This window comes from Streptomyces sp. NPDC001634 (assembly GCF_040298185.1).
Classification (GTDB): Bacteria; Actinomycetota; Actinomycetes; order Streptomycetales; family Streptomycetaceae; genus Streptomyces.
Genome location: NZ_JBEOZU010000002.1, coordinates 155,470 through 180,239 on the forward strand (window position 1 = coordinate 155,470; position 24,770 = coordinate 180,239).

Below are 24,770 nucleotides of genomic sequence, written 5' to 3' on the forward strand. Positions count from 1 at the left end.
GGGTGAATCACGTTTCGCCAGCGCATCTGGTCGATTTAGATGGGAACCAGACCCACACACCCCCTACGCAACCCCCTGCACGCCGCGCCAACAGGAGACCGGAATGGACCGCCAGCAAGTCCTCAACCTCTACGAGTGGCAGATGGGGGTCTGCTTCAGGCACCCAGCAAAGGGTGAGGTGCTGACGACCCACGTCAAAACGATTCGCCCACCAGCCGGCGGCATCCAGGATGTTCGAGCTTGCCGTGAGTGCGTCCTCGAGATGGAGGAGCAGCGCCACGGTGCCGCGGCCCGCAGGGGGCAGCACTATCAGCCGGGGTGTCTGGCCGCCGAATAGTGCCTGCTGGGGCGCTGGAACGGGGCGGATTTCTGGGGAGTGCCTGGGGAGTCAGGTGGGCTGGGGAGTCCTCGGGGAGCGCCAGATTACTCGGTTACGCTACGCAATGCTTTCCTAAGTTCTTCAATGCTTTGCTGGTCAGAGTCCTGAGAGTGGCCGAGGGGGATTGACCTCCAGGTCGACCACTCCCCACCTGGCTGAACAACACCATCTGCCTGGACACCGGGGCCGTCTTCGGCGGCAAGCTCACCGCGCTGCGCTGGCCGGAGCGGGAGCTGGTCGACGTACCGGCCGAGCGGGTGTGGTACGAGCCGACGCGACCGCTGACCACCGAGGCGCCCGGCGGCCACGACGGCCGTCCGCTGGACCTGGCGGATGTGCACGGCCGCAGGGTGGTCGAGACACGGCACGCGGGCCGGGTGTCGGTCCGGGAGGAGAACGCGGCGGCGGCCCTGGAGGTCATGAGCCGTTTCGCGGTGGACCCGCGGCTGCTGCCGTACCTGCCGCCGACGATGGCCCCGACGGCGACCTCGCGCGTCGACGGCTACTTGGAACACCCGGCCGAGGCCTTCGCGCAGTACGCGGAGGACGGGGTCGCCCGGGTCGTGTGCGAGGAGAAGCACATGGGCTCGCGGGCGGTGGCCCTGGTGTGCCGGGACGCGGAGGCGGCGCGCGAGCGGTTCGGAGTGGAGGGGGCGACCGGTTCGCTGTACACACGCACGGGCCGTCCGTTCTTCGACTCCCCGGACGTGACCGAGGAGATCCTCGGCCGGTTGCGGGAGGCGGTGACGTCGGCGGGCCTCTGGGAGGAGCTGGGGACGGACTGGCTCCTGCTGGACGCGGAGCTGATGCCGTGGTCGCTGAAGGCGTCCGGGCTGCTGCGCAGTCAGTACGCGGCGGTGGGCGCCGCCTCCGGGGCGGTGTTCCCCGGGGCGCTGGCCGCGCTGGAGGGCGCGGCAGCGCGGGGCGTAGAGGTGACGGATCTGCTGGCGCGCCAGCGTGAACGGGCGTCCGATGCCGCCGCGTTCACGGAGGCGTACCGCCGCTACTGCTGGACCACGGACGGCCTGGACGGCGTACGCCTGGCCCCGTTCCAGATCCTGGCGGTCCGGGGCCGAAGCCTCGCCGCGCTGCCCCACGACCAGCAGCTCGCGCTGCTCGACCGGCTCGTCGAGCATGACCCGAGCGGACTGCTGCAGACGACCCGGCGCCTGTACGTCGACACTGCCGACCCCGAGTCGGTGCAGGCCGGCGTGGACTGGTGGCTGGAGATGACGGGCCGGGGCGGCGAAGGCATGGTCGTCAAACCGCTCGGTGCGGTGGTCCGCACCGAGCAGGGCCGCCTGGTGCAGCCGGGCATCAAGTGCCGGGGCCGCGAGTACCTGCGGATCATCTACGGTCCGGAGTACACGCGCCCGGACAACCTCGCGCGGCTGCGGCAGCGGTTCCTGAACCACAAGCGGTCCCTGGCGATCCGCGAGTACGCCCTGGGGCTGGAAGCCCTGGACCGGCTGGCGGAGGGTGAGCCGCTGTGGCGGGTGCACGAGGCGGTGTTCGGGGTGCTGGCACTGGAGTCGGAGCCGGTGGACCCCCGTCTGTGACGGGACGGCCATCGTGGCGTGGGGCCGGGGGTGCTGCCTCCCTCGGCCCCACCCACCGCAACCGCGCCGCCTCACCCCACCAGCCGCAACCGCTCGCCGCACACTCCGACCCGGACCGACTGCCCCCACGTCAGCTCCACCGAGTCCCTCTCCATGCCGTCCCCGAAGGCGATGAGCCGCTCGGACTCGACGGTCAGCCGCAGTGACGCCGGGGCCGCGAGCTCGCCCGCCACCAGAGATGTGCCGGTGACCGGTGACGGCCAGGCCTCGCGGACGAACCACAGCAGGCGGTTCTCCGTGGGCCCCGGGAGCGCGAGCGCGCTGCCCCGTTCCTGCCACACCGACCGGAGCCACCCCGTGGCCCCGGTCCCCGTGCCCACCAGCACCCCGGACGAGGCCTGGGCCTCGACGACACCCCCGTCGCCGTCGAGGCCCAGGCGGTAGCGGGCCGTCTGGTGACCGGCCGCGCCCAGATAGATCTCGTTGAGCGCGACGATCCGCTGTGTGTCGTCGGCGACGGCCTCGACCATGGTGAGTTCGTCGGCGCCGGTACCCTGCGCGAAGGCCGCCGGCAGCAGGGTCGCCGCGTCGCGCGCCCGGTGCCGTACCAGCACCCCGGGATTGCGCCCGGGGTCCGTGTCGATCCCCACCACCGGCTGTCCCGCAAGGTACTTGGCCACGTTCGCGACCAGTCCGTCCTGTCCCACCACGACCACCACGTCCTCGGGCCCGAAGAGGAAACGGTCCAGGTCGGCCCGCTCCACCCGGGCCTGACGCCATGTCAACGGGACCGCCGCCGTCACCTCGGCCAGTGCCTCGCGCGCCCGCCGGTGCCGTGCCACCACCTCCTCGATGTCACGGCCCCGGGAGGACAGGAAGAAGGCCGCCTGGCCGTGCGTGCCGTGCCGGGCCACCAACTCCTCGTACTCCGTGGTGCGGTGGACGAGGACGGCTCGCGGGGCGAGAGTCACGCCCGCTCACCGGATCCAAGCCTGGCGAGCAGCCCCGTGAGCACATCCGGCGACACCGTCACGCTCTCGATCCGCGGCAGGTTCTCCGCGAGCCGTGTGCCGGTGAGCGCGTGCAGCGTCGCCACGTCCGCCTCCGCGTGCACCCGCAGCCACGCCTTCTGCGCCTGGGCCCGTGCCTCGCCGACCTTCCGTGCGGCCCTTGCCTCGGCCTCGCCGAGCGCCACGGTCCGCTGTGCCTCGGCCTCGGCCAGCCGTACGGAACGGGTGGCCTCGGCGTCGGCGAGCCGCACCGCACGTGCCGCCTCCGCCTCCGCCAGCCGTACCGTCCGCGCGGCCTCCGCCTGCGTGCGCACCGCGTCCGCCGCCGCGTGCTCCTCCGCCTCGCGCCGTGCGTTCGTGCCCCGCTGCTCCACCAACTGCTCCTCGCGGCGGGCGAGTTCGATCTGGCTGGCGAGTTCGTTCTCGGCGATGGCGCGCTCCCGCTCGACGGCCACGGCCCGGCGTTCGTACGTCGCCCGGTCCGCCTCCTGCTGGATCTGCTCCCGCGCCGGGGTGCGCAGCGCCCGCTCCACCTCGGGCTCGGGGCGCAGCGCCATGACCCGGACCGCGACCACCTCGATCCCCGTCGCGGGCAGCCGGGGCTCCTCCGCAAGCCCGGCGGCGACCCGTTCCCGTACCGCCGAGACCCCGTCGACCAGCGCGGCCGACAGCGGCGTACGGGCCAGGACGTCCAGCGCGTGCTGCTGGGCCGTCTCCGTCAGCAGCGTCGAGAGCTGTTCCAGCGGCGCGCCCCGCCACACCCCCGTGTCCGGGTCGATGGAGAAGTCGAGACGGGCCGCCGCGACACCGGGGTCGCTGATCCGGTAGGTCACCGTCGCCTGGACCGCCACGTCCTGGAAGTCGGAGGTACGCGCGTGGAACGTCATCGCCAGCTCACGGTCGTCCACGGGGACTTCGGAGAGCGCGGCGGTCAGTGCGCGGTACCAGAAGCTGAGCCCCGGGCCGTCGTGGACCAGGCTGCCACCCCGGTGGTGCCGGATGTGTGCGGTCGGTGCCCCGCGCAGATGACGCCAGCCGAGGCGCCGCGTGATGTCGGCCATGTGTCCCGAGCCCCCCCTCGTCCGTGAGCCGGTGGGTCCGCCCACTTCTCCACTCCGATTCTCGTCGCCTAGACGATAATCGGAGTGGCTGCTTATCGTCAAGGGGACGAAATCAAACGGTGCGGATCGTCGGAAACGTGGGGGTGAACATGCGCCCGAATGGTCAGGATGGAGGCATGGGATTCCATGTCGACTCCGAGGCCGGGCGGCTGCGCCGCGTCATCCTGCACCGGCCGGATCTCGAGCTCAAAAGGCTCACCCCCAGCAACAAGGACGCGCTCCTCTTCGACGACGTGCTGTGGGTACGCCGGGCGCGCATGGAGCACGACGGGTTCGCCGACGTGCTGCGCGACCGTGGCGTCGCCGTTCATCTCTTCGGTGATCTGCTCACCGAGGCCCTGGAGATCCCGGCGGCCAGGTCCCTCGTCCTGGACCGGGTGTTCGATGAGAAGGAGTACGGACCGCTCGCCACCGACCACCTGCGCGCCTCCTTCGAGTCCCTGCCCGCCGCCGAACTGGCCGAAGCCCTCGTCGGCGGTATGACCAAACGGGAGTTCCTCGACGCCCACCCGGAGCCGACCTCCGTGCGCTTCCATGTGATGGAGCTCGACGACTTCCTCCTCCGCCCCCTCCCCAACCACCTCTTCACCCGCGACACCTCCGCCTGGATCTACGACGGCGTGTCCATCAATGCCATGCGCTGGCCCGCGCGGCAGCGCGAGACCGTCCACTTCGAGGCGATCTACCGGCACCACCCGCTCTTCCGTGACGAGATCTTCCACACCTGGTCCGAGGGGCAGGCCGACTATCCGTCCACCATCGAGGGTGGTGACGTACTGGTCATCGGCCAAGGCGCCGTGCTCATCGGAATGAGCGAGCGCACCACGCCCCAGGCCGTCGAGATGCTCGCGCACAAGCTCTTCGCCGCCGGATCGGCCCGGACGATCGTCGCCCTCGACATGCCCAAGCGGCGCGCCCTCATGCACCTGGACACCGTGATGACCATGGTGGACGGCGACACCTTCACCCAGTACGCGGGGCTCGGCATGCTCCGCTCGTACACCATCGAGCCGGGTGCCGGCGACAAGGAGCTGAAGGTCACCGACCATCCCCCGGAGCACATGCACCGGGCGATCGCCGCGGCGCTGGGCCTGAGTGAGATCCGTGTGCTGACCGCCACGCAGGACGTGCACTCGGCCGAGCGGGAGCAGTGGGACGACGGCTGCAACGTCCTCGCGGTCGAGCCGGGGGTCGTCGTCGCCTACGAGCGCAACTCCACCACCAACACCCATCTGCGCAAGCAGGGGATCGAAGTGATCGAGATTCCGGGGAGCGAGCTCGGGAGGGGCAGGGGAGGGCCTCGGTGTATGAGCTGTCCGGTGGAGAGGGATGCGGTCGGTGCGTGATGTGCGGCGTGGACCCCATGGGTTCCGTATAGAAATGTGGAGCGTCGTATAGACTTCCATTCGTCCCCTTGTTCGTGCTGCCCTCGTACCCCTGGAGCGCCCCCATGGCGACAGTCCCGACAGCCCTCGCCGGACGCCACTTCCTCAAGGAGCTGGACTTCACCGCAGAGGAGTTCCGCGGTCTGATCGAGCTGGCCGCCGAGCTCAAGGCGGCCAAGAAGGCCGGGGTCGAGACGCGGTACCTGACGGGCAAGAACATCGCGCTGGTCTTCGAGAAGACCTCGACCCGTACACGCTGCGCCTTCGAGGTCGCGGCCGCGGACCAGGGTGCGCACACGACGTATCTGGACTCGGTCGGTTCACAGATCGGGCACAAGGAGTCCGTCAAGGACACCGCCCGTGTGCTCGGCCGGATGTTCGACGCCATCGAGTACCGGGGGCACGGACAGGGCGTCGTCGAGGAGCTGGCTGCATACGCCGGTGTCCCCGTCTACAACGGGCTCACCGACGAATGGCACCCCACCCAGATGCTGGCCGACGTGCTCACCATGACCGAGCACAGCGACAAGCCGCTGACCGGCATCGCCTTCGCCTACCTCGGTGACGCCCGCTACAACATGGGCAACTCCTACCTGGTCACCGGCGCCCTGCTCGGCATGGACGTCCGCATCGTCGCACCCCGGCTGCTGTGGCCGGACGAGACGATCGTGGGGCTGGCCAAGCAGCTCGCCGCCGCCTCCGGTGCCCGGGTCACGCTCACCGAGGACGTGAAGGAGGGCGTGCGCGGCACCGACTTCGTCGCCACCGACGTGTGGGTGTCGATGGGTGAGCCCAAGGAGGTCTGGGACGAGCGCATAGCGCTGCTCGGCCCGTATGCCGTGACCATGGACGTACTGCGCGCCACCGGCAACGACGACGTGAAGTTCCTGCACTGCCTGCCGGCCTTCCACGACCTCGGCACCGATGTCGGCCGTGAGATCCACGAACGGCACGGGCTGACCGAGCTGGAGGTCACCGACGAGGTGTTCGAGTCCGAGCACTCCGTCGTCTTCGACGAGGCGGAGAACCGGATGCACACGATCAAGGCGATCCTGGTCGCGACCCTCGCCTGACCGGGCACTCCGTCGTCCACACCTGGCTGCAGTTCGCGGCGTTCCTGGCGGCCGGGTGCGTGGTGTGCGCGCTCTACGGGCGCCGGCACTCCAGGCTCACGGCGGACGCTGTCACAGAGGACGCCGCTGCCGTGGAACCACTGGCAGTCTGAACCACACCGCCTTGCCGGAATCGGTGGGGCGGTGACCACAGGACGAGCTGAGACTGCGGATCAGCAGCAGGCCCCGCCCGTGCTCCTGCCAGGGGTCGGGGTTCGCCGCGACCGGATGGGTGAGATTGCCGGGCGGTGCCGGGTCGGGATCGTGCACCTCGACCTTGCAGCCCGTCGGCAGCAGCTCGACGACCAGCTCTATGGGCCCCTCACCCGCGGCGTGCTCCACGGCGTTCGCTACCAGTTCCGCGGTGAGCAGCTCGGCGGTGTCGCTGTCGGCCGTGTGCTCCAGGTCCGCCAGCGCCGTACGGACCAGTGCGCGGGCGACGGGCACGGCTGCGGCGGTGTGCGGCAGCGCGATGCGCCAGGAGGCGGGTGCGGGAGGTTCGTACACGGCGGGTCCGTTCATGGCGCAGGTTGTCCTGCTTTCAACGAGAGGCATGCTACGGCGCGCCCCGTGCGGGGCGGTCGGCGGGTTTCGCCCGGGAGCCTCGTCGGTCCCGGTACCGGGCTGCGTACCCCTGAGGACGACGCGTAGTGCAGGGGAGTGCCCATCGTTACCGGCCTATCGAGAAGGTGTGACGCGATGCCGTGCGACTGTCACATGGCGCCCGGCGTGCGCCCGGCGCCACCGCCCGAGTGCGTCCCGTCTGCCCGCACCGGGACAGGGTCGTATCGCGTGCTCGTGACGACAGTCACAGATCGGTGATAACTTCATAGAGCACAGTGCAGACAGCCGCCCGTCCGAGGAGGCCGCACGTCATGAGTCCCTTCACCGGCTCCGCCGCCCGCACCTCCGACTGGAAGCATCTGCGGTGCACCCGGGCCGACGGGGTCGCCACGGTCACCCTGGCCCGCCCCGAGAAACTCAACGCACTCACCTTCGGCGCCTACGCCGACCTGCGTGACCTGCTCGCCGAACTGTCCCGGGAGAAGTCGGTCCGGGCCCTGGTGCTGGCCGGCGAGGGGCGCGGCTTCTGCTCGGGCGGAGACGTCGACGAGATCATCGGCGCCACGCTGTCCATGGACACCGCCCAGCTGCTCGACTTCAACCGCATGACCGGGCAGGTCGTACGGGCCGTACGGGAGTGCCCTTTCCCGGTGATCGCGGCCGTGCACGGAGTGGCCGCGGGTGCGGGCGCCGTCCTCGCCCTGGCCGCGGACTTCCGGGTGGCGGATCCCTCCGCCCGCTTCGCGTTCCTTTTCACCAGGGTCGGGCTCTCCGGCGGCGACATGGGTGCCGCCTATCTGCTGCCGAGGGTCGTCGGGCTCGGGCACGCCACCCGGCTGCTCATGCTCGGCGAGCCGGTGCGGGCACCCGAGGCCGAGCGGATCGGGCTGATCAGCGAGCTGACCGAGGAGGGCCGCGCCGACGAGGCCGCCCGGGCGCTGGCCCGCCGGCTCGCCGACGGGCCGGCGCTCGCGTACGCCCAGACGAAGGCGCTGCTCACCGCCGAGCTGGACATGCCGCTCGCCGCGTCCGTCGAACTGGACGCCTCGACCCAGGCGCTGCTGATGAACGGCGAGGACTACGCCGAGTTCCACGCCGCCTTCACCGAGAAGCGGCCGCCGAAGTGGCGAGGGAGGTAGCCATGCACGGCACCGGAGGGCGGCCGCTGCGCGTCGCCGTCATCGGCGGCGGCCCCGGCGGGTTGTACGCCGCAGCCCTGCTCAAACGCCTCGACCCGGCCCGCGAGATCACCGTCTGGGAGCGCAACGCCCCCGAGGACACCTTCGGCTTCGGCGTCGTCCTGTCCGACGAGACCCTCGGCGGCATCGAGCACGCCGACCCGGTCGTGTACGAGGCGCTGAAGGCGGAGTTCGTGCGCTGGGACGACATCGACATCGTCCACCGGGGCGTGCGCCACACCTCCGGCGGCCACGGCTTCGCCGCGCTCGGCAGGAAGCGGCTGCTGGAGATCCTGCACGAGCGTTGCCGATCGCTCGGCGTCGAACTGCGCTTCCGTACCGAGGCCCCGTATCCGGCCTGGCTCTCGGAGGCGTACGACCTGGTGATCGCCGCCGACGGGGTGCACAGCGCCACGCGCGAGGCGTACGCCGAGGTGTTCCGCCCCTCGGTCGAGGAGCACCGCTGCCGCTATATCTGGCTCGCCGCCGACTTCCCCTTCGACGCGTTCCGCTTCGAGATCGCCGAGACCGAGCACGGCGTGATGCAGCTGCACGGCTACCCCTATGCGCCCGACGCCTCCACGGTCATCGTGGAGATGCGCGAAGAGGTGTGGCGGGCGGCCGGGTTCGCCGAGCTGGACACCGCCGAGACGATCGAGCGCTGCGCCAAGATCTTCGCGGACACGCTCCGCGGCCGGCCCCTGCGGTCCAACAACTCCACCTGGACCACCTTCCGCACGGTCGTCAACGCCCACTGGTCGCACGGCAACCTGGTCCTCCTCGGCGACGCCGCGCACACCGCGCACTTCTCGATCGGCTCCGGCACGAAGCTGGCGGTGGAGGACGCGCTGGCGCTGGTCGCGTGCCTGGAGGAGCACGCATCGCTGCCGGAGGCCCTCGCCGCCTACGAGGAGGAGCGGCGCCCGGTCGTCGCCTCCACCCAGCGCGCGGCCCGGGCCAGCCTGGAGTGGTTCGAGAACCTCGGCCTCTATCTCGACCAGCCCGCCCGGCAGTTCGCGTTCAACCTGCTCACCCGCAGCCGCCGGGTCACCCACGACAACCTTCGGCTGCGCGACGCGCACTTCACCGAGGCCGTGGAGCGGGAGTTCCGCTGCCCGCCGGGCACACCCCCGATGTTCACCCCCTTCCGGCTGCGCGGTCTGACCCTGCGCAACCGGGTCGTGGTCTCACCGATGGACATGTACTCGGCGGTGGACGGCGTCCCGGGCGACTTCCACCTCGTCCACCTGGGCGCCCGGGCGCTCGGCGGCGCAGGCCTCGTGATGACCGAGATGGTGTGCGTGAGCGCCGAGGGCCGGATCACCCCGGGCTGCGCCGGGCTCTACACCGGCCGGCAGGGCGAGGCATGGCGGCGGATCACCGACTTCGTGCACACCCGGGCGCCGGGCACCGCGATCGGCGTGCAGCTCGGACACAGCGGCCGCAAGGGCTCCACCAAGCTGATGTGGGAGGGCATCGACGAGCCGCTGGACGAGGGCAACTGGCCGCTGGTGGCCGCCTCCGCGATCCCGTACAAGCCGGAGAGCCAAACGCCCCGTGAGCTGTCCCGTGCCCAACTCACCGACATCCGCGAGCAGTTCGCGGCCGCCGCCTGGCGGGCCGTCCGCTGCGGCTTCGACCTCCTCGAACTCCACTGCGCCCACGGCTATCTGCTCTCGGGGTTCCTCTCCCCGCTCACCAACCGCCGTACGGACGCCTATGGCGGCACGCTCGCGAAACGGCTCCGCTTCCCGCTGGAGGTCTTCGACGCCGTACGGGCGGTGTGGCCCGGCGAGAAGCCCATGACCGTACGGATCTCCGCGACCGACTGGGCCGAGGGCGGCACCACGGCCGAGGAGTCCGTCGAGATCGCCCGCGCGTTTGCCGCGCACGGTGCTGACGCGATCGACGTGTCGACCGGGCAGGTGGTGGCCGAGGAGCAGCCGGAGTTCGGACGCTCGTACCAGACGCCGTACGCCGACCGGATCCGCCACGAGGTCGGCATCCCGGTGATCGCCGTGGGTGCCATCTCGTCCTGGGACGACGTCAACTCGCTGATCCTGGCCGGTCGCACGGATCTGTGCGCCCTGGCCCGGCCGCATCTGTACGACCCGCACTGGACGCTGCACGCGGCGGCCGAGCAGGGGTACAGCGGGCCGGGCGTGGTGTGGCCCGCCCCCTACCGGGCGGGCAGCCGACGCCCGCAGACGGGGCGTACGGACGCTCCCAAACCACGGCTCACGCTCGGTCGTTGAGCGAAGGCGGGGTCACACCCCCGCGAAGACCGCTCCCGCGTCCCGCAGCCGCTCGTGCAGTGCACGGAAGACCGCGGCCGAGCGGGCGCCGGGCCAGTCGGCGGGGAGCAGTTCGGCGGGCAGTCCGGGGTCGGCATAGGGCAGATGGCGCCAGGAGTCCAGGGCGAGCAGGTAGTCGCGGTAGGCCTCCTCCGGAGGGGTGTCCTCGCGGGCCTCCCATGCGTGCAGCACGCGCGCGTGGCGGTCGAGGAACGCCTCGTGCTGTTTGGCGATCGCGGCCAGGTCCCACCAGCGCGCCACCGCCTCCGCGGTCGGCGCGAAACCGAGGTGCTCACCGCGGAAGAAGTCCACGTACGGGTCGAGCCGGAGCCGCTCCAGGGTGTGGCGCGTCTCGTCGTACAGACGGGCCGGGGCGATCCACACCCCGGGGGACGCGGTGCCGAAGCCCAGACCGGCGAGCCGGGAGCGCAGCAGATGACGCTTCTGCCGCTCCGACTCCGGCACCGAGAACACCGCGAGCACCCACCCCTCGTCCTTGGGGGGCGTCGTCGCGTACACGCGCCGGTCTCCGTCCTCGAGCAGCTGCCGTGCGTCCGGGGACAGCGCGTACCCGGCCGCGCCCGTCGCCGTGCGCGCCGGTACGAGCAGTCCGCGACGCTTCAGCCGTGACACGGACGACCGGACGGAGGGCGCGTCCACGCCGACCGCGGCGAGCAGCCTGATCAGCTCGGCCACGGGTACCGGGCCGGGGGCGAAACGGCCGTAGGCGCCGTAGAACGTGACGATGAGGGACCGGGGAGCGTGCTGATCGGACACGTTGATCACTTTAGATCGTCCGCGTCACTCATGATCACTTCGGGCGGGCACCGGGTTGACCTGCGTGCGCAGCCGGAAGCGCTGGAGCTTGCCTGTCGCCGTGCGCGGCAGCGCGTCCAGGAAGACGAACTCGCGCGGGCACTTGTACGGCGCCAGCTCGGACTTCAGGAACGTGCGCAGCGCCTCAGGGTCGCGGGGCGCGCCCGCCCTCAGGACCGTGTACGCCACCACCACCTGCCCGCGCGCCTCGTCGGCCCGCCCGACGACCGCCGTCTCGACCACGTCGGGGTGGCGCAGCAGGGCGTCCTCGACCTCGGGCCCGGCGATGTTGTACCCGGCCGAGATGATCATGTCGTCGGCGCGGGCGACATAGCGGAAGTAGCCGTCGGGTTCGCGGACGTAGGTGTCGCCGGTGATGTTCCAGCCGCCCCGGACGTACTCCCGCTGCCGTGGGTCGGCGAGATAGCGGCAGCCGACCGGGCCGCGTACCGCGAGCAGTCCGGGCTCGCCGTCGGGCACGGGCGTGCCGTTCGCGTCCTGCACGCGCGCGTGCCACCCAGGTACCGGAATCCCCGTGGTGCCCGGGCGGATCCGGTCGTCCGCGGCGGAGATGAAGATGTGCAGCAGTTCGGTGGCGCCGATCCCGTTGATGACCCGCAGCCCGGTGCGCTCGTGCCAGGCCCGCCAGGTCGCGGCCGGGAGGTTCTCGCCGGCCGACACACAGCGTCGCAGCGATGCGACGTCGTATCCGTCCAGCTCGTCGAGCATCGCGCGGTACGCGGTCGGCGCGGTGAACAGCACGGAGACGCGGTGCTCGGCGATCGCGGGCAGCAGCTGTTTGGGGCTCGCCTGTTCGAGCAGCAGGGCGCTGGCGCCGGCCCGCAGCGGAAAGACGACGAGCCCGCCGAGCCCGAAGGTGAAACCGAGCGGGGGACTGCCCGCGAAGACATCGTCGGGGTGTGGGCGGAGCACATGCTTGGAGAAGGTGTCGGCGATGGCGAGCACATCGCGGTGGAAGTGCATACACCCCTTCGGGCGACCCGTGGTGCCCGATGTGAAGGCGATCAGCGCCACATCGTCGGCCGCCGTGTCCACGGGTGCGTACGGCTCCTCGGACACCGGCAGGCGCAGCAGGTCGTCCGGGGTGTCGCCGCCGTAGGTGGTGATGCGCAGCCCGGGGACGTCGGCCTTCGTCAGGTCCTCGACCGCGCGGGTGTCGCACAGGGCATGGCCGACCCGGGCGATCTCGCACATCGTGCGCAGCTCGTGGGGACGTTGCTGGGCGAGCACCGTGACGGCCACCGCGCCTGCCTTCAGCACCGCGAGCCAGCAGGCGGCGAGCCAAGGGGTGGTGGGGCCGCGCAGCAGGACGCGGTTGCCGGGGACGACGCCGAGGCGGGAGGTGAGCGCGTGGGCGATCCGGTCGACGCGGGCGCGGAGCTGCCCGTATGTCCACACGCCGCCGTCCGCCGTGCGGAAGGCGGGGCGCCCGGGGCCGGTGTGGGCGAGCAGTTCTGCGGCGGCGTTCAGCCGTTCGGGGTAGCGCAGCTCGGGCAGATCGAAGCGGAGCTGCGGCCACTCCTCGTGGGGCGGGAGACGGTCGCGGGCGAAGGTGTCACGGTGTGCGGTGGGGGTGGGGCCTGCGGCGGCCGCGGCGCTCGCATCGTGCGTGGGGGTCCCGGTGGATGTGGTGCTCGCATCGTGCGTGGGGGTCCCGGTGGATGTGGTGCTCGCATCGTGCGTGGGGGTCCCGGTGGCCGGGGCGCTCGCATCGTGCGTGGGGGCCCGGGTGGCCGGGGCGTTCCCCGCGTCGGCGACGGTCTCGGTGGCCGTGGCGCTTGTGGCGTCCTTCTGGTCCATGACGGTTCGCCCCCTTGTCGTGGTGGGCTCGCGCAACGAGCGTATCGGGTTGGTGACGACAGTCAACACTCCGCGATACGGTCGGATGGGCAGCCCGCACAGCCCGACACACCGGCAGGGAGAGGAGACCGGCAATGACCGCATTCTCGCTCGATCCGGCACAGACCGCCTGGCGCGCGGAGCTGCGCACGCTGGCCGGGCAGCGGCTGCGCCCGCTCGCGGAGAAGGGCGAGCCGGGCCGCGTCAACCGCGCCCTCGTCGCCGAACTCGGCCAACTCGGGCTGCTCGACCGACTGTTCACCTCCGGCGCGCTCGACCTCTGCCTGATGCGGGAGTCCCTGGCGTACGCCTGTACCGAGGCGGAGACGGCGCTGGCCCTGCAGGGGCTCGGCGCACATCCGGTGCACGCGTACGGTACGAAGGCCCAGCGCGCCCGCTGGCTGCCCGGCGTCCGGGCCGGCACCACGGTGGCGGCCTTCGCACTGACCGAACCGGGCGCGGGGTCGGACGCGGCGGCGCTGTCCCTCACCGCCGAGCCCGACCGCCCGTCCGGCTGGCTCCTCACCGGAGAGAAGTGCTGGATCTCCAACGCCCCCGAGGCCGATTTCTACACGGTCTTCGCGCGCACCACCCCCGGGACCGGCGCCCGGGGCGTGACCGCGTTCCTCGTCCCCGCCGACCGTCCCGGTCTGACCGGCACCCCGCTCGACATGCTCTCGCCGCACCCCATCGGCGCACTGTCCTTCGACGCCGTGCCCGTGACCGCGGACGACCTCCTCGGGCAGCCCGGCCATGGCTTCCGGGTCGCCATGGGCACCCTCAACCTCTTCCGTCCCAGCGTCGGCGCCTTCGCGGTCGGCATGGCGCAGGCGGCCCTCGACGCGACGCTCGCCCACACCGCCGGGCGGGACGCCTTCGGCGGCAGGCTGAAGGACCTTCAGACCGTCTCCCACCAGGTCGCGGAGATGGCCCTGCGCACCGAGGCGGCGCGCCTCATGGTCTACGCGGCGGCCGCGGCGTACGACGAAGGCGCCCCGGACGTCCCGAAGCGCGCCGCCATGGCGAAGCTGCTCGCCACCGAGACCGCGCAGTACGTCGTCGACGCCGCCGTCCAGTTGCACGGCGCCCGCGCCCTGCGCCGCGGCCACCTCCTCGAACACCTCTACCGCGAGGTGCGCGCACCCCGGATCTACGAGGGCGCGAGCGAGGTCCAACGCGTCATCATCGCCAAGGAGTTGTACGCCACCCTGGAGGCCCCGTGACCACCGAGCGCATCAACCCGCCCGACCTTTCGCCGCCCACAGGTTTCTCGCACGCGGTGGTCGCCACCGGCACCCGGGTGGTTTTCCTGGCGGGGCAGACCGCCCTCGACGGGGACGGCAAGGTGGTCGGCGAGACCCTCCCCGAGCAGTTCGAACGGGCCCTGACCAATCTGCTCGGCGCGCTGAACGCCGCCGGCGGCACCCCCGCCGACCTCGCCCGCGTCACCGTCCATGCCACCGATGTGGCCGCGTACCGTGCCCACGCCCCCGAACTCGGCTGCATCTGGCACCGACTGGCGGGCCGCGACTACCCCGCGATGGCCGTCATCGGCGTCGCCCGCCTCTGGGACGAGCAGGCCCTCGTGGAACTGGACGGCTTCGCCGTGCTCCCGTAGCCGCGCCCGCCATCGCCTGCACCGCCGTTACGAGCGCACCACTTAATGTGTGGGGGTGCGTGAGGGGGATACGGGGATGGACGCGGGGCGGACAGGGCGCGAACTTACGGACGAGTCCGGGGCCGAGCGGTCGGAGCCGGAGCTCATTGCCGATTCGGCGGACTCCGGGGAGTCGGCAGGCCCGCCCCGCCGCGCCCGGCTTCGCCGGGCCCGGTGGATCGCCCTCGGTCTGCTCCTCACCCTCCTCCTGCCCACCCTGGCCGCCGCCGTGGCTCTCCGGATGAACTATGCGGGCGACCCCGCGCCGGGGACGTACACCCGGAACCGGGACGCCCTCTGGCTCGGCCACGCCTGGGTCGACGGACGCAAGCGCGACACGGATCTCAAGGCGCTCTTGCGCCGAGTGCATGGCTCCGGCATCCGCGACCTGTACGTGCACGCGGGCCCCCTGGAACACGACGGCACGCTCCCCAGGTCGGCCTACCCGAAGGCGTCCTGGCTGATCGACTCTGTGCACCGCGAGCTGCCGGGCGTGCGCATCCAGGCCTGGCTCGGCGACAAGCTCGCGAGCGAGGGACCGGTCGGCCTGCGACTGGAGCGGCCTGCGACACGGGCAGCCGTGGTCGGTGCCGCAGGCCAGATCCTGGCGGCCGGATTCGACGGCACCCACTTCGACCTGGAACCCCTGCACTCCGGCGACCGCCACTACCTCGCCCTCCTCGACTCCCTGCACGGCGTCACCCGGGCCCATCACGCCCTGCTCTCGGTGGCCGCCCACCAGATCGACCCCCTCCCCGCGCTCCACTCCGTGGCGGGTGGGCTCACCGGACACCCCAAATGGTGGTCCCAGACGTACTTCGGCCAGGTCGCCCGCCGGGTCGACCAGATCGCGGTGATGTCGTACGACACGGCGATGCCGCTGCAGAGCCTCTACGGCGGCTATGTCGCCCAGCAGACCTCCCTGGCCCTCGAAGCCACCCCGCCCTCGACGGACCTGCTGATCGGCCTGCCCTTCTACCACGAGGACGACATCGGCCATCACGCGTCCGCCGAAACGGTGACCGCCGCCGTCCGCGGCACCCGCCTCGGTCTCTCCCGAACGGACGCGGACCGCACCCGCTTCGGCGTCGCGCTGTACGTGGACTTTGCCGCGACGGACGCGGACTGGGCGGCGTACCGCGAGGGCTGGGTCCGCTGACCACCGCAGATCACGGGGCGCACGGCAGTCACGAGCGGGCCGGTGTCACGCGGTCACCTTGGCGATGAACGCGGCGAGGTTCGCCACCGTCCGCTGGATCTTCTCGTCCAGGGTGAGCGACTCGTGGAGTCGCGCGCCCACGCCTGCGTCCTTCTTGCCGCGCACGTAGAGCGAACAGGCGAGGTCGCTGCACATGTAGGCGCCCACCGAGTTGCCCTGCTGCCCGGCCTTCCCGGCCCGTGGCGCGACCATCAGGGAGACGCCTCCGGTGTGCGTGGTCAGGCACATCGAGCACATGCTGCGCCGGGTCTGCCACGAGACCGCACCGGAGGTGCGCAGCGCGACCGCCCTCGGGCGGCCGTCCAGCTCGGCCACGAGGTAGGCGCGGTCGGGGGCCTGGGGGTCCCGCCAGCCGAGGAAGTCCAGGTCGTCCCACGGCCGGTCGGCCAGGTCGCGCGGCACGGACAGGCGCTTCGTCTCGCCCTTGGTGCAGTTCACGAACGCGGTCCGGATCTCTTGCTCAGTCAGGGGTTTCATAAACATGAGGCTAAGTTGCCTAAATGCTTTAGGCAACTGCATAATCGGTTCAGGCAGATGGGAGGAAGGTATGGCACGCGTGGGGTTGACCACGGAACGCCTGGTCCAGGCGGGGGCGGAACTGGCCGACGAGGTCGGCTTCGACCAGGTGACCGTCTCGGCGCTCGCCAGGCGGTTCGACGTCAAGGTCGCGAGCCTGTACTCGCATGTGAAGAACTCCCAGGACCTCAAGACCAGGATCGCCCTGCTCGCCCTCGCGGAACTCGCCGACCGGGCCGCCGCCGCCCTGGCCGGGCGCGCAGGCAAGGACGCCCTGGCCGCCTTCGCGGACACCTATCGCGACTACGCCCGGGAACACCCGGGCCGATACGCCGCGGCGCAGTTCAGACTGGACCCGGAGGCGGCGGCAGCGAGCGCCGGCGGCAGGCACGCGCAGATGACGCGGGCGATCCTGCGCGGCTACGACCTGGCGGAGCCGGACCGGACGCACGCGGTCCGGCTGCTGGGCAGTGTCTTCCACGGTTACGTCAGCCTGGAGTCGGCCGGAGGCTTCAGCCACAGCGCCCCCGACTCGCAGGAGAGCTGGTCATGGATCCTGGATCACCTCGACGCCATGCTGCGGAGCCGGCCCGCACCCTGACCGCCCTCCCTGCGGCATCCGTGGGCCCCGGACCGCACGGTCATCGCGCATCGGCACGCCCGAACACCTCAGACTTTGATCAACAGGCTGGAACCATGAACGCCCGGCACGACTGGATCACCACACCCCTCACCACGGCCCTCACGGCGGACCTCCTGCGCGGCGCCCTGGACCTGGAGCGCACCGCACACGGTGTGCTGCCGCACCGGCTGCCCGCCCGGGCCCGTACGCAGTGCTCCGACGGACAGCTGTTGATGGCGGAGGCCCAGCCCTCCGGCGTACGTCTGGTCTTCCGCACCAGGTCCACCGCCGTCGAACTGGACACGCTCCCCACCAAGCTGGCCTACCGAGGCGCTCCGCCCCGGCCCGACGGCATGTACGACCTGCTCGTCGACGGCCGCCCGGCCGGCCGGGCCCGTGCGAGCGGCGGCAACCTCCGGACCATCGACATGACCACCGGGACCTCGGAAACCCGGCCCGGCCCCATCGCCACCGTCCGGTTCACCGGCTTGCCGGCCGATGCGAAGGACGTCGAGATCTGGCTGCCGCACAACGAGATCACTCAGCTGATCGCCCTGCGCACGGACGCCCCCATAGAGGCCGTACCGGACCGGGGCCGCAAGGTGTGGCTGCACCACGGCAGTTCGATCAGTCACGGCTCCGACGCCGAAAGCCCCACCACGACGTGGCCGGCACTGGCCGCCTCCCTCGGCGGCGCGGAGCTGATCAACCTGGGCCTGGGCGGCAGCGCCCTGCTCGATCCGTTCACCGCCCGCGCCCTTCGGGACACCCCCGCCGATCTGATCAGCGTCAAGATCGGCATCAACCTGGTCAACCTGGACCTGATGCGCCTGCGTGCCTTCACCCCCGCCGTCCATGGCTTCCTCGACACCATCCGCGAGGGGCATCCCGCCACGCCGCTCCTGGTCGTCTCCCCCATCCTGTGCCCCATCCACGAGGACACCCCGGGCCCCTCCGCCCCGGACTTCAGCAAACTCGCCGAGGGCAGGCTGCGGTTCAGGGCCGCGGGCGACCCCGCGGAGACCGCTGCCGGGAAGCTGACACTGGGCGTCATCCGGGACGAGCTCGCCCGCATCGTGCGGCAGCGAGCGGCCGACGACCCCTGCCTGCACTACCTTGACGGCCGTGAACTCTACGGCGAGGCCGACTTCGCCGATCTGCCGCTGCCCGACCAGCTCCATCCGGACGCCGCCACGCACCGCCGCATCGGCGAGCGCTTCGCCGGCCAAGTCTTCGGCGACGGCGGGCCCTTCGCCGGGGACCGGTGAATCGCCGGAGGCCACAGGGTGGGCGTCAGGCCGCCATGGCCAGTTGCTCCATCGGCACGCGGTGCGGGGCGATCACGCTGCCGTCGGGGAGCAGTTCGCCGGTGTCGTCGAAGACGATCACGCCGTTGCACAGCAGGCTCCAGCCCTGCTCCGGGTGGGCGGCGACGACGTGCGCGGTGGTGTTGTCGGACGACGGGCACATGGAGTGGTGGGAACACATGGCGCACCTCCGAGTGAGGGATGGGCGGCCGGGTTGTCGCCTCGTTGAGTAAGACGATGCTCCGTCCGCCAACTCATCGGAACCGCCGGCCGGGAAGCGTGACACCATGCGGACAACTCCCGGACACTCCGAAGACGGTCGGTGCGGACTCGCCACCACCGGTGTGGACTCCCGACCGTGGACGCGGACGGACTCGCCACCGAAGGAGTGACGATCACGTCCCCGGGCACGGTCACCGGGTACCTGTGGAACCCCCGTTCCAGGAGGTATCCCATGTCCGTGCGTCAGGTCTTCGGGGTGGTCGCCTGCGCCGCCCTGCTGCTGTCCGCCGCCCCCGCCGCGGGCGCCCTCTCCGATGCGGGCGACCAGGTGACCGTCGACCCGACCGGACGTATCACTGCCGACGGCACGATCACCCTCTCCGGCACCTACCGCTGTCTGCGCAGCGGCGGCCTCGTCTTCGTGTCCTCCGCAATCTCCCAGGGCGACCCGAGCGTGCACCACGGAGTGGGCGGCACCCTGGCGGTCTGCGACGGTGCCGAGCACCGCTGGACCAACCAGGAGACCCACCAGGGCGCTTACACCCCGGGTCGGGCGCACATCGAGGCCACCCTGATGGAACTGAGCGGCTCCGGCCTTCCGCTGCCCCACTTCCATGCGGTGCGGCAGCAGTATGTGACCCTGACCGGCAGATGAACCTCCCGACCCCGGCCGGAACCCGGCGTCCGGCCTGGGACAGCCCGGTGCCGCGGAAGCAGGTGCAGGCCGCCGCCAGGATGCGACCGGTCCGGCCCACCGCGGCCCGGCGGGTGTCCTGACGAGGCGAGGCCGCGCGGTCCGCCGCAGGTGGCCGGGAGCCAGGGCGCGGCCGGGCCGAGGGCGTGTACGGCGTCGGCGTCCGTACGGCACCAGGCGCCGTACGGTTACGGCGCGCGGGGCACTGGCGGGCTGAGGGGCGGTCTGGAGCGTCCGGATCATGCGCTCCCACGGGGTGAGCCGGTCGAAGGCGGCGCCGAGCGCGGGCAGGAAGCGTGCCGGAGCGTCGACACGGTTGCCGGCCAGAGGTTCCGGAAGTCCCGGCGTGAGCGCGTCCGGAGCGCCGCGCAGCACACATGGCCGGCGCAGGACACGACGACCGTGCGCGGCTGGGCGGGGCGGTCGGCCCACCAGCGGCCGATGCCCGTGGCCGGCATGTGCTCGCCGATGGTGGCGGGCCGGGGGAGCCGGTGGGGAACCAGCGGGCAAGGGTCGGCAGATGACGCGGTGAGATCCAAGAGGGGGACTTCAGGTGGCGCTGCGACCGACGAGGAGGTCGGCGAGCTTGTTCAGGCGCTTGACCGTGCGGTCCTCGGTCGCGGCCGGGGCCGGGTCGACCCGCTCGTCGCGAGTTCCGCTGACGGCGGTCGGCCCGTCCGCGCTAGGCGTCCGCGAGCCGGGCCTCTTCCAGGTCCAGGGAGCGCTGGAGCCGACGGCGGGTCGTGTCGCTGATGGCGTGGTCGTCGTAGAGGCGCTGGAGTTCCACCGTCTCGACGGCGATCAGGTCGCGGCGCAACTGGCGGTAGACCAGATCGGCGGACTCGGTCGGAGCCCCGTTGCTGTCCTGCTCCGCGAGGCGGTCGCGGGCGTCGTCCAGACGGGCGGCCAGGCCGCGGCGGAGCCGGTCGAGGACGACATCCGGCACCACCTCCAGCTCCGCGAGCTCCTCCAGACGGGCGAGCCCGGCGTGGGCGAGGTGGGAGCGGGCCTGGGCCTCCTCGCGCTCGGTGTGGGCGGGCTCCAGCGCGATGCCGGAGCGGCGGACGAACGGGGCGAGGGTGAAGCCCTGCACGACGAGGGTGACGACCACGACCGAGGTGGTCAGGACGAGGACCAGAGGGCGGTCGGTGAGGGCGGTTCCGCTCCTCGTGGCCTCCGGGATGGACAGGGCGGCGGCCAGCGGCATCACCCCTCGGGTGCCCGCCCAGGTCAGGACCATCGGCACCCGCCAGTTCATGCGGCTGATGCCGCCCTTGCGCTGCACCACCGCCGACAGGGGCGCCAGCCACAGCAGACGCACGGCGACGAGCGTCCCGGCGACCACCAGCGCGTACACGGGCCACGCCCGGTCGCCGTCGGACAGGGCCCGCACCTGGGCGGGCAGGGCCAGCCCTATGAGGCTGAAGACGACGCTCTCCAGCAGGAACACCACCGTGCCGTACACGGCGTGAAGCTGGAGTCGTATGCGGGCGTTGGTGAGCCGGTCGCCGCGGCCGCCGAGGACCACTCCGGCCACGACGACCGATGTGACGCCGGAGGTGTGCGCGGCTTCCGCGAGCACGTAGGCGGCGTACGGGGTGACCAGGGAGATCACCGTCTCCAGGACCGGGTCCTCGGTGCGCCGCCGGATCAGGGCCACCACCCCGGCCGCCGTCGCCCCGATCACCGTGCCACCGCCGGCCAGCAGCAGGAACTCGCCGCCCGCCGCGCCCCAGTTCGCCGCAGCCGAGGCCACGGCGATGCTCGCCGCCACCCGGACCAGCACCAGGGAGGTCGCGTCGTTGAACAGGCTCTCCGCCTGGACCAGGACCTGGACCTTGGGCGGCAGTGCCAGGCGCCTGCCGAGCGCGGTGACCGCGACAGGGTCGGTGCTGGCCAGGATCGCGCCGAGCACGAACGCCATCTGCCACGACAGGGGCGTCACGAGCGCCGCCACCGCGCCCACGGCCGCCGCGGACGCCAGCACCAGTCCGATGGCGAGTATCCCGACGGGCTTCCACACCGCGCGCAGTTCACGCCAGGGCATCTCCTCGGCGGACGCATACAGCAGCGGCGGCAGCACGACCAGGCCGATGATCTCCGGGCTGATCTCGATCTGCGGGGTGCCCGGCAGCAGCGCCACGGCGAGACCGGCGACCACGAGCAGAGAGGGGGCGGGCATGCGCCACCGGCGCGCGAAGGTGGCCACCACCGTGGCGAGGACGACAAGGGCGAGAACCGTACCGACGCTGCGCATGCCGTCCCCCTGAGGCTTTCAGGAGCCACCGTGACTCCCGGCCGACCAGACTTCCCGGCACACCGCCTTCACCCTATCGGGCGCGGGGAACGTCAAGACAGTGTCAAGGTCCTCGTGACCAGCGCCAAGGAAGCGCTGACGACCGCCCCCACAGGCCCGTGAAACGGCTTCCGTGGGGTGGGGGAACCCTTCTGCGCAGGAGAGTTGGATCAGCGAGCGGAGTGCGTCGGCGGCGATGAGTGACGTACGGCCCGGACGGCTGAAGGTCTACCTCGGGGCGGCCCCGGGGGTCGGCAAGACCTACCGGATGCTCGACGAGGGGCGGCGCCGTGCTGCCCCTTGGGCGGACGCGTGGTGGGCTTCTCGGAGTACCACGGGCGCCCGCGCACGGAGGCGATGCTCGACGGTCTGGAGATCGTCCCTCGCCTTGGCTGTTCCTGTCGCGGCGGGCGGTTCGAGGAGATGGACCTGGCCGCGGTCCTCGCGCGCCGCCCCCAGGTGGCGATCGTCGACGAGTTCGCCCAGAGCAACATCCCCGGCGACGGCCGCAACCTCCCGACGAGGCGAAGGAGTGCATCTTCGAGCCCTTCCAGCGCTACGGCGACTCCCCGCGCGGCGCCGGTGTCGGTCTCGGCCTCGCGGTCGCCCGCGGCTTCGCGGAGGCCATCGGCGGCACCCTGAACGCCGAGGACACGCCCGGCGGCGCCCTCACCATGGTGCTCGGCCTACGGACCTCTCCAAGTGCCCTGTGTCCAGCCGCATCCGCCAGACGGTCCGGCGGTGTGCGGATGCCGGCGCGGTCTCCAGCGGCGATGGCGGCACGGCCGGCACGGGGCAGGCGGCGTGTGCGAGGCAGTAGCGGCCCGGGCTGACCGCTGCCGAAGACGTCACCGAGCGTGGTGACCAGCCTCTCCCGCGCCAGTCGCTGCCACTCCCCGGCCATGACGGACGCGGCCGGGGACCGACGGGCGGCGAGATCCCTGCCGGGCGGCTCCTCGGCGCCGGCCACAACTCGGCTCCCCGGCACCGGGCTTCGTCGGCGGCGGAACGGCTTCCGTCTCCCACCTGGTCCGGCGCTTCGACCAGCCCACACGCCACTTCTTGGCACCCTTGTGACGACCCGCGCCCGGGCCGCTCACCGCCCCGCATGTGCAGCTCAGATGTTCCGGAACGTCTCGATCTGCGCCCCCACCGAGTTGAGCCGCTCCGCCAGCTCCTCGTAGCCGCGATTGATGACGTACACGTTCCGCAGCACGGATGTGCCCTCGGCCGCCAGCATCGCCAGCAGCACGACCACGGCGGGCCGCAGCGCGGGCGGGCACATCATCTCGGCGGCCCGCCAGCGGGTCGGGCCCTCGACCAGCACCCGGTGGGGGTCCAGCAACTGCAGGCGGCCGCCGAGGCGGTTGAGGTCGGTCAGATAGATCGCGCGGTTGTCGTACACCCAGTCGTGGATCAGCGTCTTGCCCTGCGCGGAGGCCGCAATGGCCGCGAAGAACGGGACGTTGTCGATGTTCAGGCCGGGGAACGGCATCGGGTGGATCTTGTCGATCGGCGCCTCCAGTTTGGAGGGCCGTACGGTCAGGTCCACCAGCCGCGTACGGCCGTTGTCCGCGAAGTACTCGGGCGTACGGTCGTGATCGAGGCCCATCTCCTCCAGTACCGCGAGCTCGATCTCGAGGAACTCGATCGGCACCCGGCGCACCGTGAGCTCCGACTCGGTGACGACCGCGGCGGCCAGCAGGCTCATCGCCTCGACCGGGTCCTCGGAGGGGGAGTAGTCCACGTCGACGTCGATGGTGGGCACGCCGTGCACGGTGAGCGTGGTGGTGCCGATGCCCTCGACCTGGACGCCGAGCGCCTCCAGGAAGAAGCAGAGGTCCTGGACCATGTAGTTGGAGGAAGCGTTGCGGATGACCGTGACGCCGTCGTGGCGGGCGGCGGCGAGCAGCGAGTTCTCGGTCACCGTGTCGCCGCGTTCGGTCAGCACGATCGGCCGGCCGGGGGAGACGGACCGGTCCACCACGGCGTGGTAGTACCCCTCGGTGGCGGTGACGTCGAGACCGAACCGGCGCAGCGCGATCATGTGCGGTTCGACGGTACGCGTGCCGAGATCGCAACCGCCCGCGTACGGCAGCTTGAAGTGGTCCATGCGGTGCAGCAGCGGACCGAGGAACATGATGATGGAGCGCGTACGGCGGGCGGCGGCCGCGTCGATGGCGCCCAGGTCGAGGTCGGCGGGCGGCACGATCTCCAGGTCGATGCCGTCGTTGATCCACCGGGTGCGGACACCGATGGAGCCGAGCACCTCCAGAAGGCGGTACACCTCCTCGATACGGGCGACCCGGCGCAGCACGGTGCGTCCCTTGTTGAGCAGTGAGGCGCACAGCAGGGCCACGCAGGCGTTCTTGCTCGTCTTCACGTCGATGGAACCGGAGAGCCGGCGACCGCCGACCACCCGCAGATGCATGGGACCCGCATAGCCGAGGGAGACGATCTCGCTGTCCAGGGCCTCGCCGATTCGGGCGATCATCTCAAGACTGAGGTTCTGATTACCGCGCTCGATGCGATTGACAGCGCTCTGACTGGTGCCGAGCGCCTCGGCCAACTGCGCCTGAGTCCAGCCACGGTGCTGCCGGGCGTCACGGATGAGCTTGCCGATGCGTACGAGGTAGTCGTCTGCCATGAGGCCGAGGTTATCTCAGATATGAGATGGCGCCTCCTGAGGGGGGCCGTTCGGGTGATGGGGCGTGAAGTGGCGCCGGGTGTGAGCGGGGGTGGCGGGGTCCTCCCGGTGCGGGCCGGACCGGATGGGTATGCCGGGGCGGCCGGAGGGAAGTCGGGCATGACCATTCAGCCCCTATGTACTAGAGTTATCTCGACATCGAGATATCTGCCGAGGCGCACCGCAGCCGCCCGCCGGTAAGGGTTACCTAACTTAGCCTTACCTTAGCTGACCGGCCGAATTGTCGTGGCGGCAGGATTGCGGTGGTACGCG

General features: G+C 71.5%; 20 protein-coding genes and 3 pseudogenes. 14 read left to right on the forward strand and 9 right to left on the reverse strand.

Annotated elements, in window-relative coordinates; translation table 11 throughout:
• Window positions 1-103 precede the first annotated feature (103 nt).
• Both ABT186_RS02340 and ABT186_RS02345 read left to right on the forward strand, forming a co-directional pair.
• A complete protein-coding gene (locus ABT186_RS02340; RefSeq protein ID WP_351923207.1) occupies window positions 104-337 on the forward strand; it encodes a hypothetical protein in 234 nt (77 codons plus the stop codon).
• A 182-nt stretch (window positions 338-519) separates the two neighbouring features.
• A pseudogene (locus ABT186_RS02345) lies at window positions 520-1,938 on the forward strand (polynucleotide kinase-phosphatase); the annotation flags it as partial.
• A gap of 71 nt (window positions 1,939-2,009) precedes the next feature.
• Here ABT186_RS02345 and ABT186_RS02350 read toward each other — a convergent pair.
• Both ABT186_RS02350 and ABT186_RS02355 read right to left on the reverse strand, forming a co-directional pair.
• A complete protein-coding gene (locus tag ABT186_RS02350; RefSeq protein ID WP_351923209.1) occupies window positions 2,010-2,909 on the reverse strand; it encodes an NAD(+)/NADH kinase in 900 nt (299 codons plus the stop codon).
• A complete protein-coding gene (locus ABT186_RS02355; RefSeq protein ID WP_351923211.1) occupies window positions 2,906-4,009 on the reverse strand; it encodes an SPFH domain-containing protein in 1,104 nt (367 codons plus the stop codon). Before ABT186_RS02355 ends, ABT186_RS02350 begins: the two co-directional genes overlap by 4 nt.
• A gap of 176 nt (window positions 4,010-4,185) precedes the next feature.
• On the opposite strand from ABT186_RS02355, the gene ABT186_RS02360 reads away from it, so the two are divergent.
• Both ABT186_RS02360 and argF read left to right on the forward strand, forming a co-directional pair.
• Window positions 4,186-5,415, forward strand: coding sequence for an arginine deiminase (locus ABT186_RS02360; protein ID WP_351227814.1), 1,230 nt, complete (start codon window positions 4,186-4,188; stop codon window positions 5,413-5,415).
• A 104-nt stretch (window positions 5,416-5,519) separates the two neighbouring features.
• The gene (gene argF / locus ABT186_RS02365) at window positions 5,520-6,527 is read left to right on the forward strand and encodes an ornithine carbamoyltransferase (protein WP_351923213.1); all 1,008 of its coding nucleotides are present in this window, start codon (window positions 5,520-5,522) and stop codon (window positions 6,525-6,527) included.
• Between the two features lie 111 nt (window positions 6,528-6,638).
• On the opposite strand, the gene ABT186_RS02370 is transcribed toward argF, so the two are convergent.
• Window positions 6,639-7,088: an ATP-binding protein gene (locus ABT186_RS02370; RefSeq protein ID WP_351227810.1), complete on the reverse strand. Its 450-nt coding sequence runs from the start codon at window positions 7,086-7,088 to the stop codon at window positions 6,639-6,641.
• A gap of 353 nt (window positions 7,089-7,441) precedes the next feature.
• Between ABT186_RS02370 and ABT186_RS02375 the strand changes: the two genes are divergently transcribed.
• Entirely contained in the window at window positions 7,442-8,269 is an 828-nt protein-coding gene (locus ABT186_RS02375) for an enoyl-CoA hydratase family protein (RefSeq protein WP_351227808.1), read from the forward strand.
• Window positions 8,270-8,271: 2 nt separating this feature from the next.
• Window positions 8,272-10,563 carry a bifunctional salicylyl-CoA 5-hydroxylase/oxidoreductase gene (locus ABT186_RS02380; RefSeq protein WP_351923215.1) on the forward strand — a complete coding sequence of 764 codons (2,292 nt, stop codon included), beginning with the start codon at window positions 8,272-8,274 and terminating at the stop codon, window positions 10,561-10,563.
• A gap of 12 nt (window positions 10,564-10,575) precedes the next feature.
• Here ABT186_RS02380 and ABT186_RS02385 read toward each other — a convergent pair whose 3' ends face one another.
• A complete protein-coding gene (locus tag ABT186_RS02385; protein ID WP_351227804.1) occupies window positions 10,576-11,388 on the reverse strand; it encodes a PaaX family transcriptional regulator in 813 nt (270 codons plus the stop codon).
• Between the two features lie 15 nt (window positions 11,389-11,403).
• On the reverse strand, window positions 11,404-13,239 hold the full coding sequence (locus tag ABT186_RS02390; protein ID WP_502973127.1) for an AMP-binding protein: 1,836 nt from the start codon (window positions 13,237-13,239) through the stop codon (window positions 11,404-11,406).
• A 134-nt stretch (window positions 13,240-13,373) separates the two neighbouring features.
• Between ABT186_RS02390 and ABT186_RS02395 the strand changes: the two genes are divergently transcribed.
• From ABT186_RS02395 to ABT186_RS02405, 3 genes are all read left to right on the forward strand, one after another.
• A complete protein-coding gene (locus ABT186_RS02395; protein ID WP_351923217.1) occupies window positions 13,374-14,501 on the forward strand; it encodes an acyl-CoA dehydrogenase family protein in 1,128 nt (375 codons plus the stop codon).
• Window positions 14,498-14,896, forward strand: a complete 399-nt coding sequence (locus ABT186_RS02400) for a RidA family protein (RefSeq protein WP_351923219.1) — start codon at window positions 14,498-14,500, stop codon at window positions 14,894-14,896. The genes ABT186_RS02395 and ABT186_RS02400 overlap by 4 nt, the downstream gene beginning before the upstream one ends.
• A 76-nt stretch (window positions 14,897-14,972) precedes the next feature.
• Complete coding sequence (locus tag ABT186_RS02405) at window positions 14,973-16,094, forward strand: glycoside hydrolase family 18 protein (RefSeq protein WP_502973129.1); 1,122 nt, start codon at window positions 14,973-14,975, stop codon at window positions 16,092-16,094.
• A gap of 45 nt (window positions 16,095-16,139) precedes the next feature.
• On the opposite strand, the gene ABT186_RS02410 is transcribed toward ABT186_RS02405, so the two are convergent.
• A complete protein-coding gene (locus ABT186_RS02410; protein WP_351923223.1) occupies window positions 16,140-16,631 on the reverse strand; it encodes an FBP domain-containing protein in 492 nt (163 codons plus the stop codon).
• Between the two features lie 70 nt (window positions 16,632-16,701).
• Here ABT186_RS02410 and ABT186_RS02415 point away from each other — a divergent pair, with 70 nt between their 5' ends.
• Window positions 16,702-17,271 (forward strand): TetR/AcrR family transcriptional regulator, encoded by a 570-nt coding sequence (locus ABT186_RS02415; protein WP_351923225.1) that lies wholly within the window; start codon window positions 16,702-16,704, stop codon window positions 17,269-17,271.
• Between the two features lie 95 nt (window positions 17,272-17,366).
• Entirely contained in the window at window positions 17,367-18,560 is a 1,194-nt protein-coding gene (locus tag ABT186_RS02420; protein ID WP_351227792.1) for a GDSL-type esterase/lipase family protein, read from the forward strand.
• A 25-nt stretch (window positions 18,561-18,585) separates the two neighbouring features.
• Here ABT186_RS02420 and ABT186_RS02425 read toward each other — a convergent pair whose 3' ends face one another.
• On the reverse strand, window positions 18,586-18,780 hold the full coding sequence (locus tag ABT186_RS02425) for a DUF5999 family protein (protein ID WP_351227790.1): 195 nt from the start codon (window positions 18,778-18,780) through the stop codon (window positions 18,586-18,588).
• A gap of 273 nt (window positions 18,781-19,053) precedes the next feature.
• Here ABT186_RS02425 and ABT186_RS02430 point away from each other — a divergent pair, with 273 nt between their 5' ends.
• On the forward strand, window positions 19,054-19,476 hold the full coding sequence (locus ABT186_RS02430; protein WP_351227788.1) for a DUF6299 family protein: 423 nt from the start codon (window positions 19,054-19,056) through the stop codon (window positions 19,474-19,476).
• Window positions 19,477-20,197: 721 nt separating this feature from the next.
• Here the strand turns inward: ABT186_RS02430 and ABT186_RS02440 are convergent.
• Window positions 20,198-21,772 (reverse strand): Na+/H+ antiporter, encoded by a 1,575-nt coding sequence (locus ABT186_RS02440; protein WP_351227786.1) that lies wholly within the window; start codon window positions 21,770-21,772, stop codon window positions 20,198-20,200.
• A 235-nt stretch (window positions 21,773-22,007) separates the two neighbouring features.
• Here ABT186_RS02440 and ABT186_RS02445 point away from each other — a divergent pair.
• Window positions 22,008-22,324, forward strand: a pseudogene (locus ABT186_RS02445) (histidine kinase); the annotation flags it as partial.
• Window positions 22,312-22,644, forward strand: a pseudogene (locus ABT186_RS02450) (ATP-binding protein); the annotation flags it as partial. The pseudogenes ABT186_RS02445 and ABT186_RS02450, both read left to right, overlap by 13 nt.
• A 284-nt stretch (window positions 22,645-22,928) precedes the next feature.
• Here ABT186_RS02450 and ABT186_RS02455 read toward each other — a convergent pair.
• Window positions 22,929-24,458, reverse strand: a complete 1,530-nt coding sequence (locus ABT186_RS02455) for a helix-turn-helix domain-containing protein (RefSeq protein ID WP_351227770.1) — start codon at window positions 24,456-24,458, stop codon at window positions 22,929-22,931.
• Window positions 24,459-24,770 lie beyond the last annotated feature (312 nt).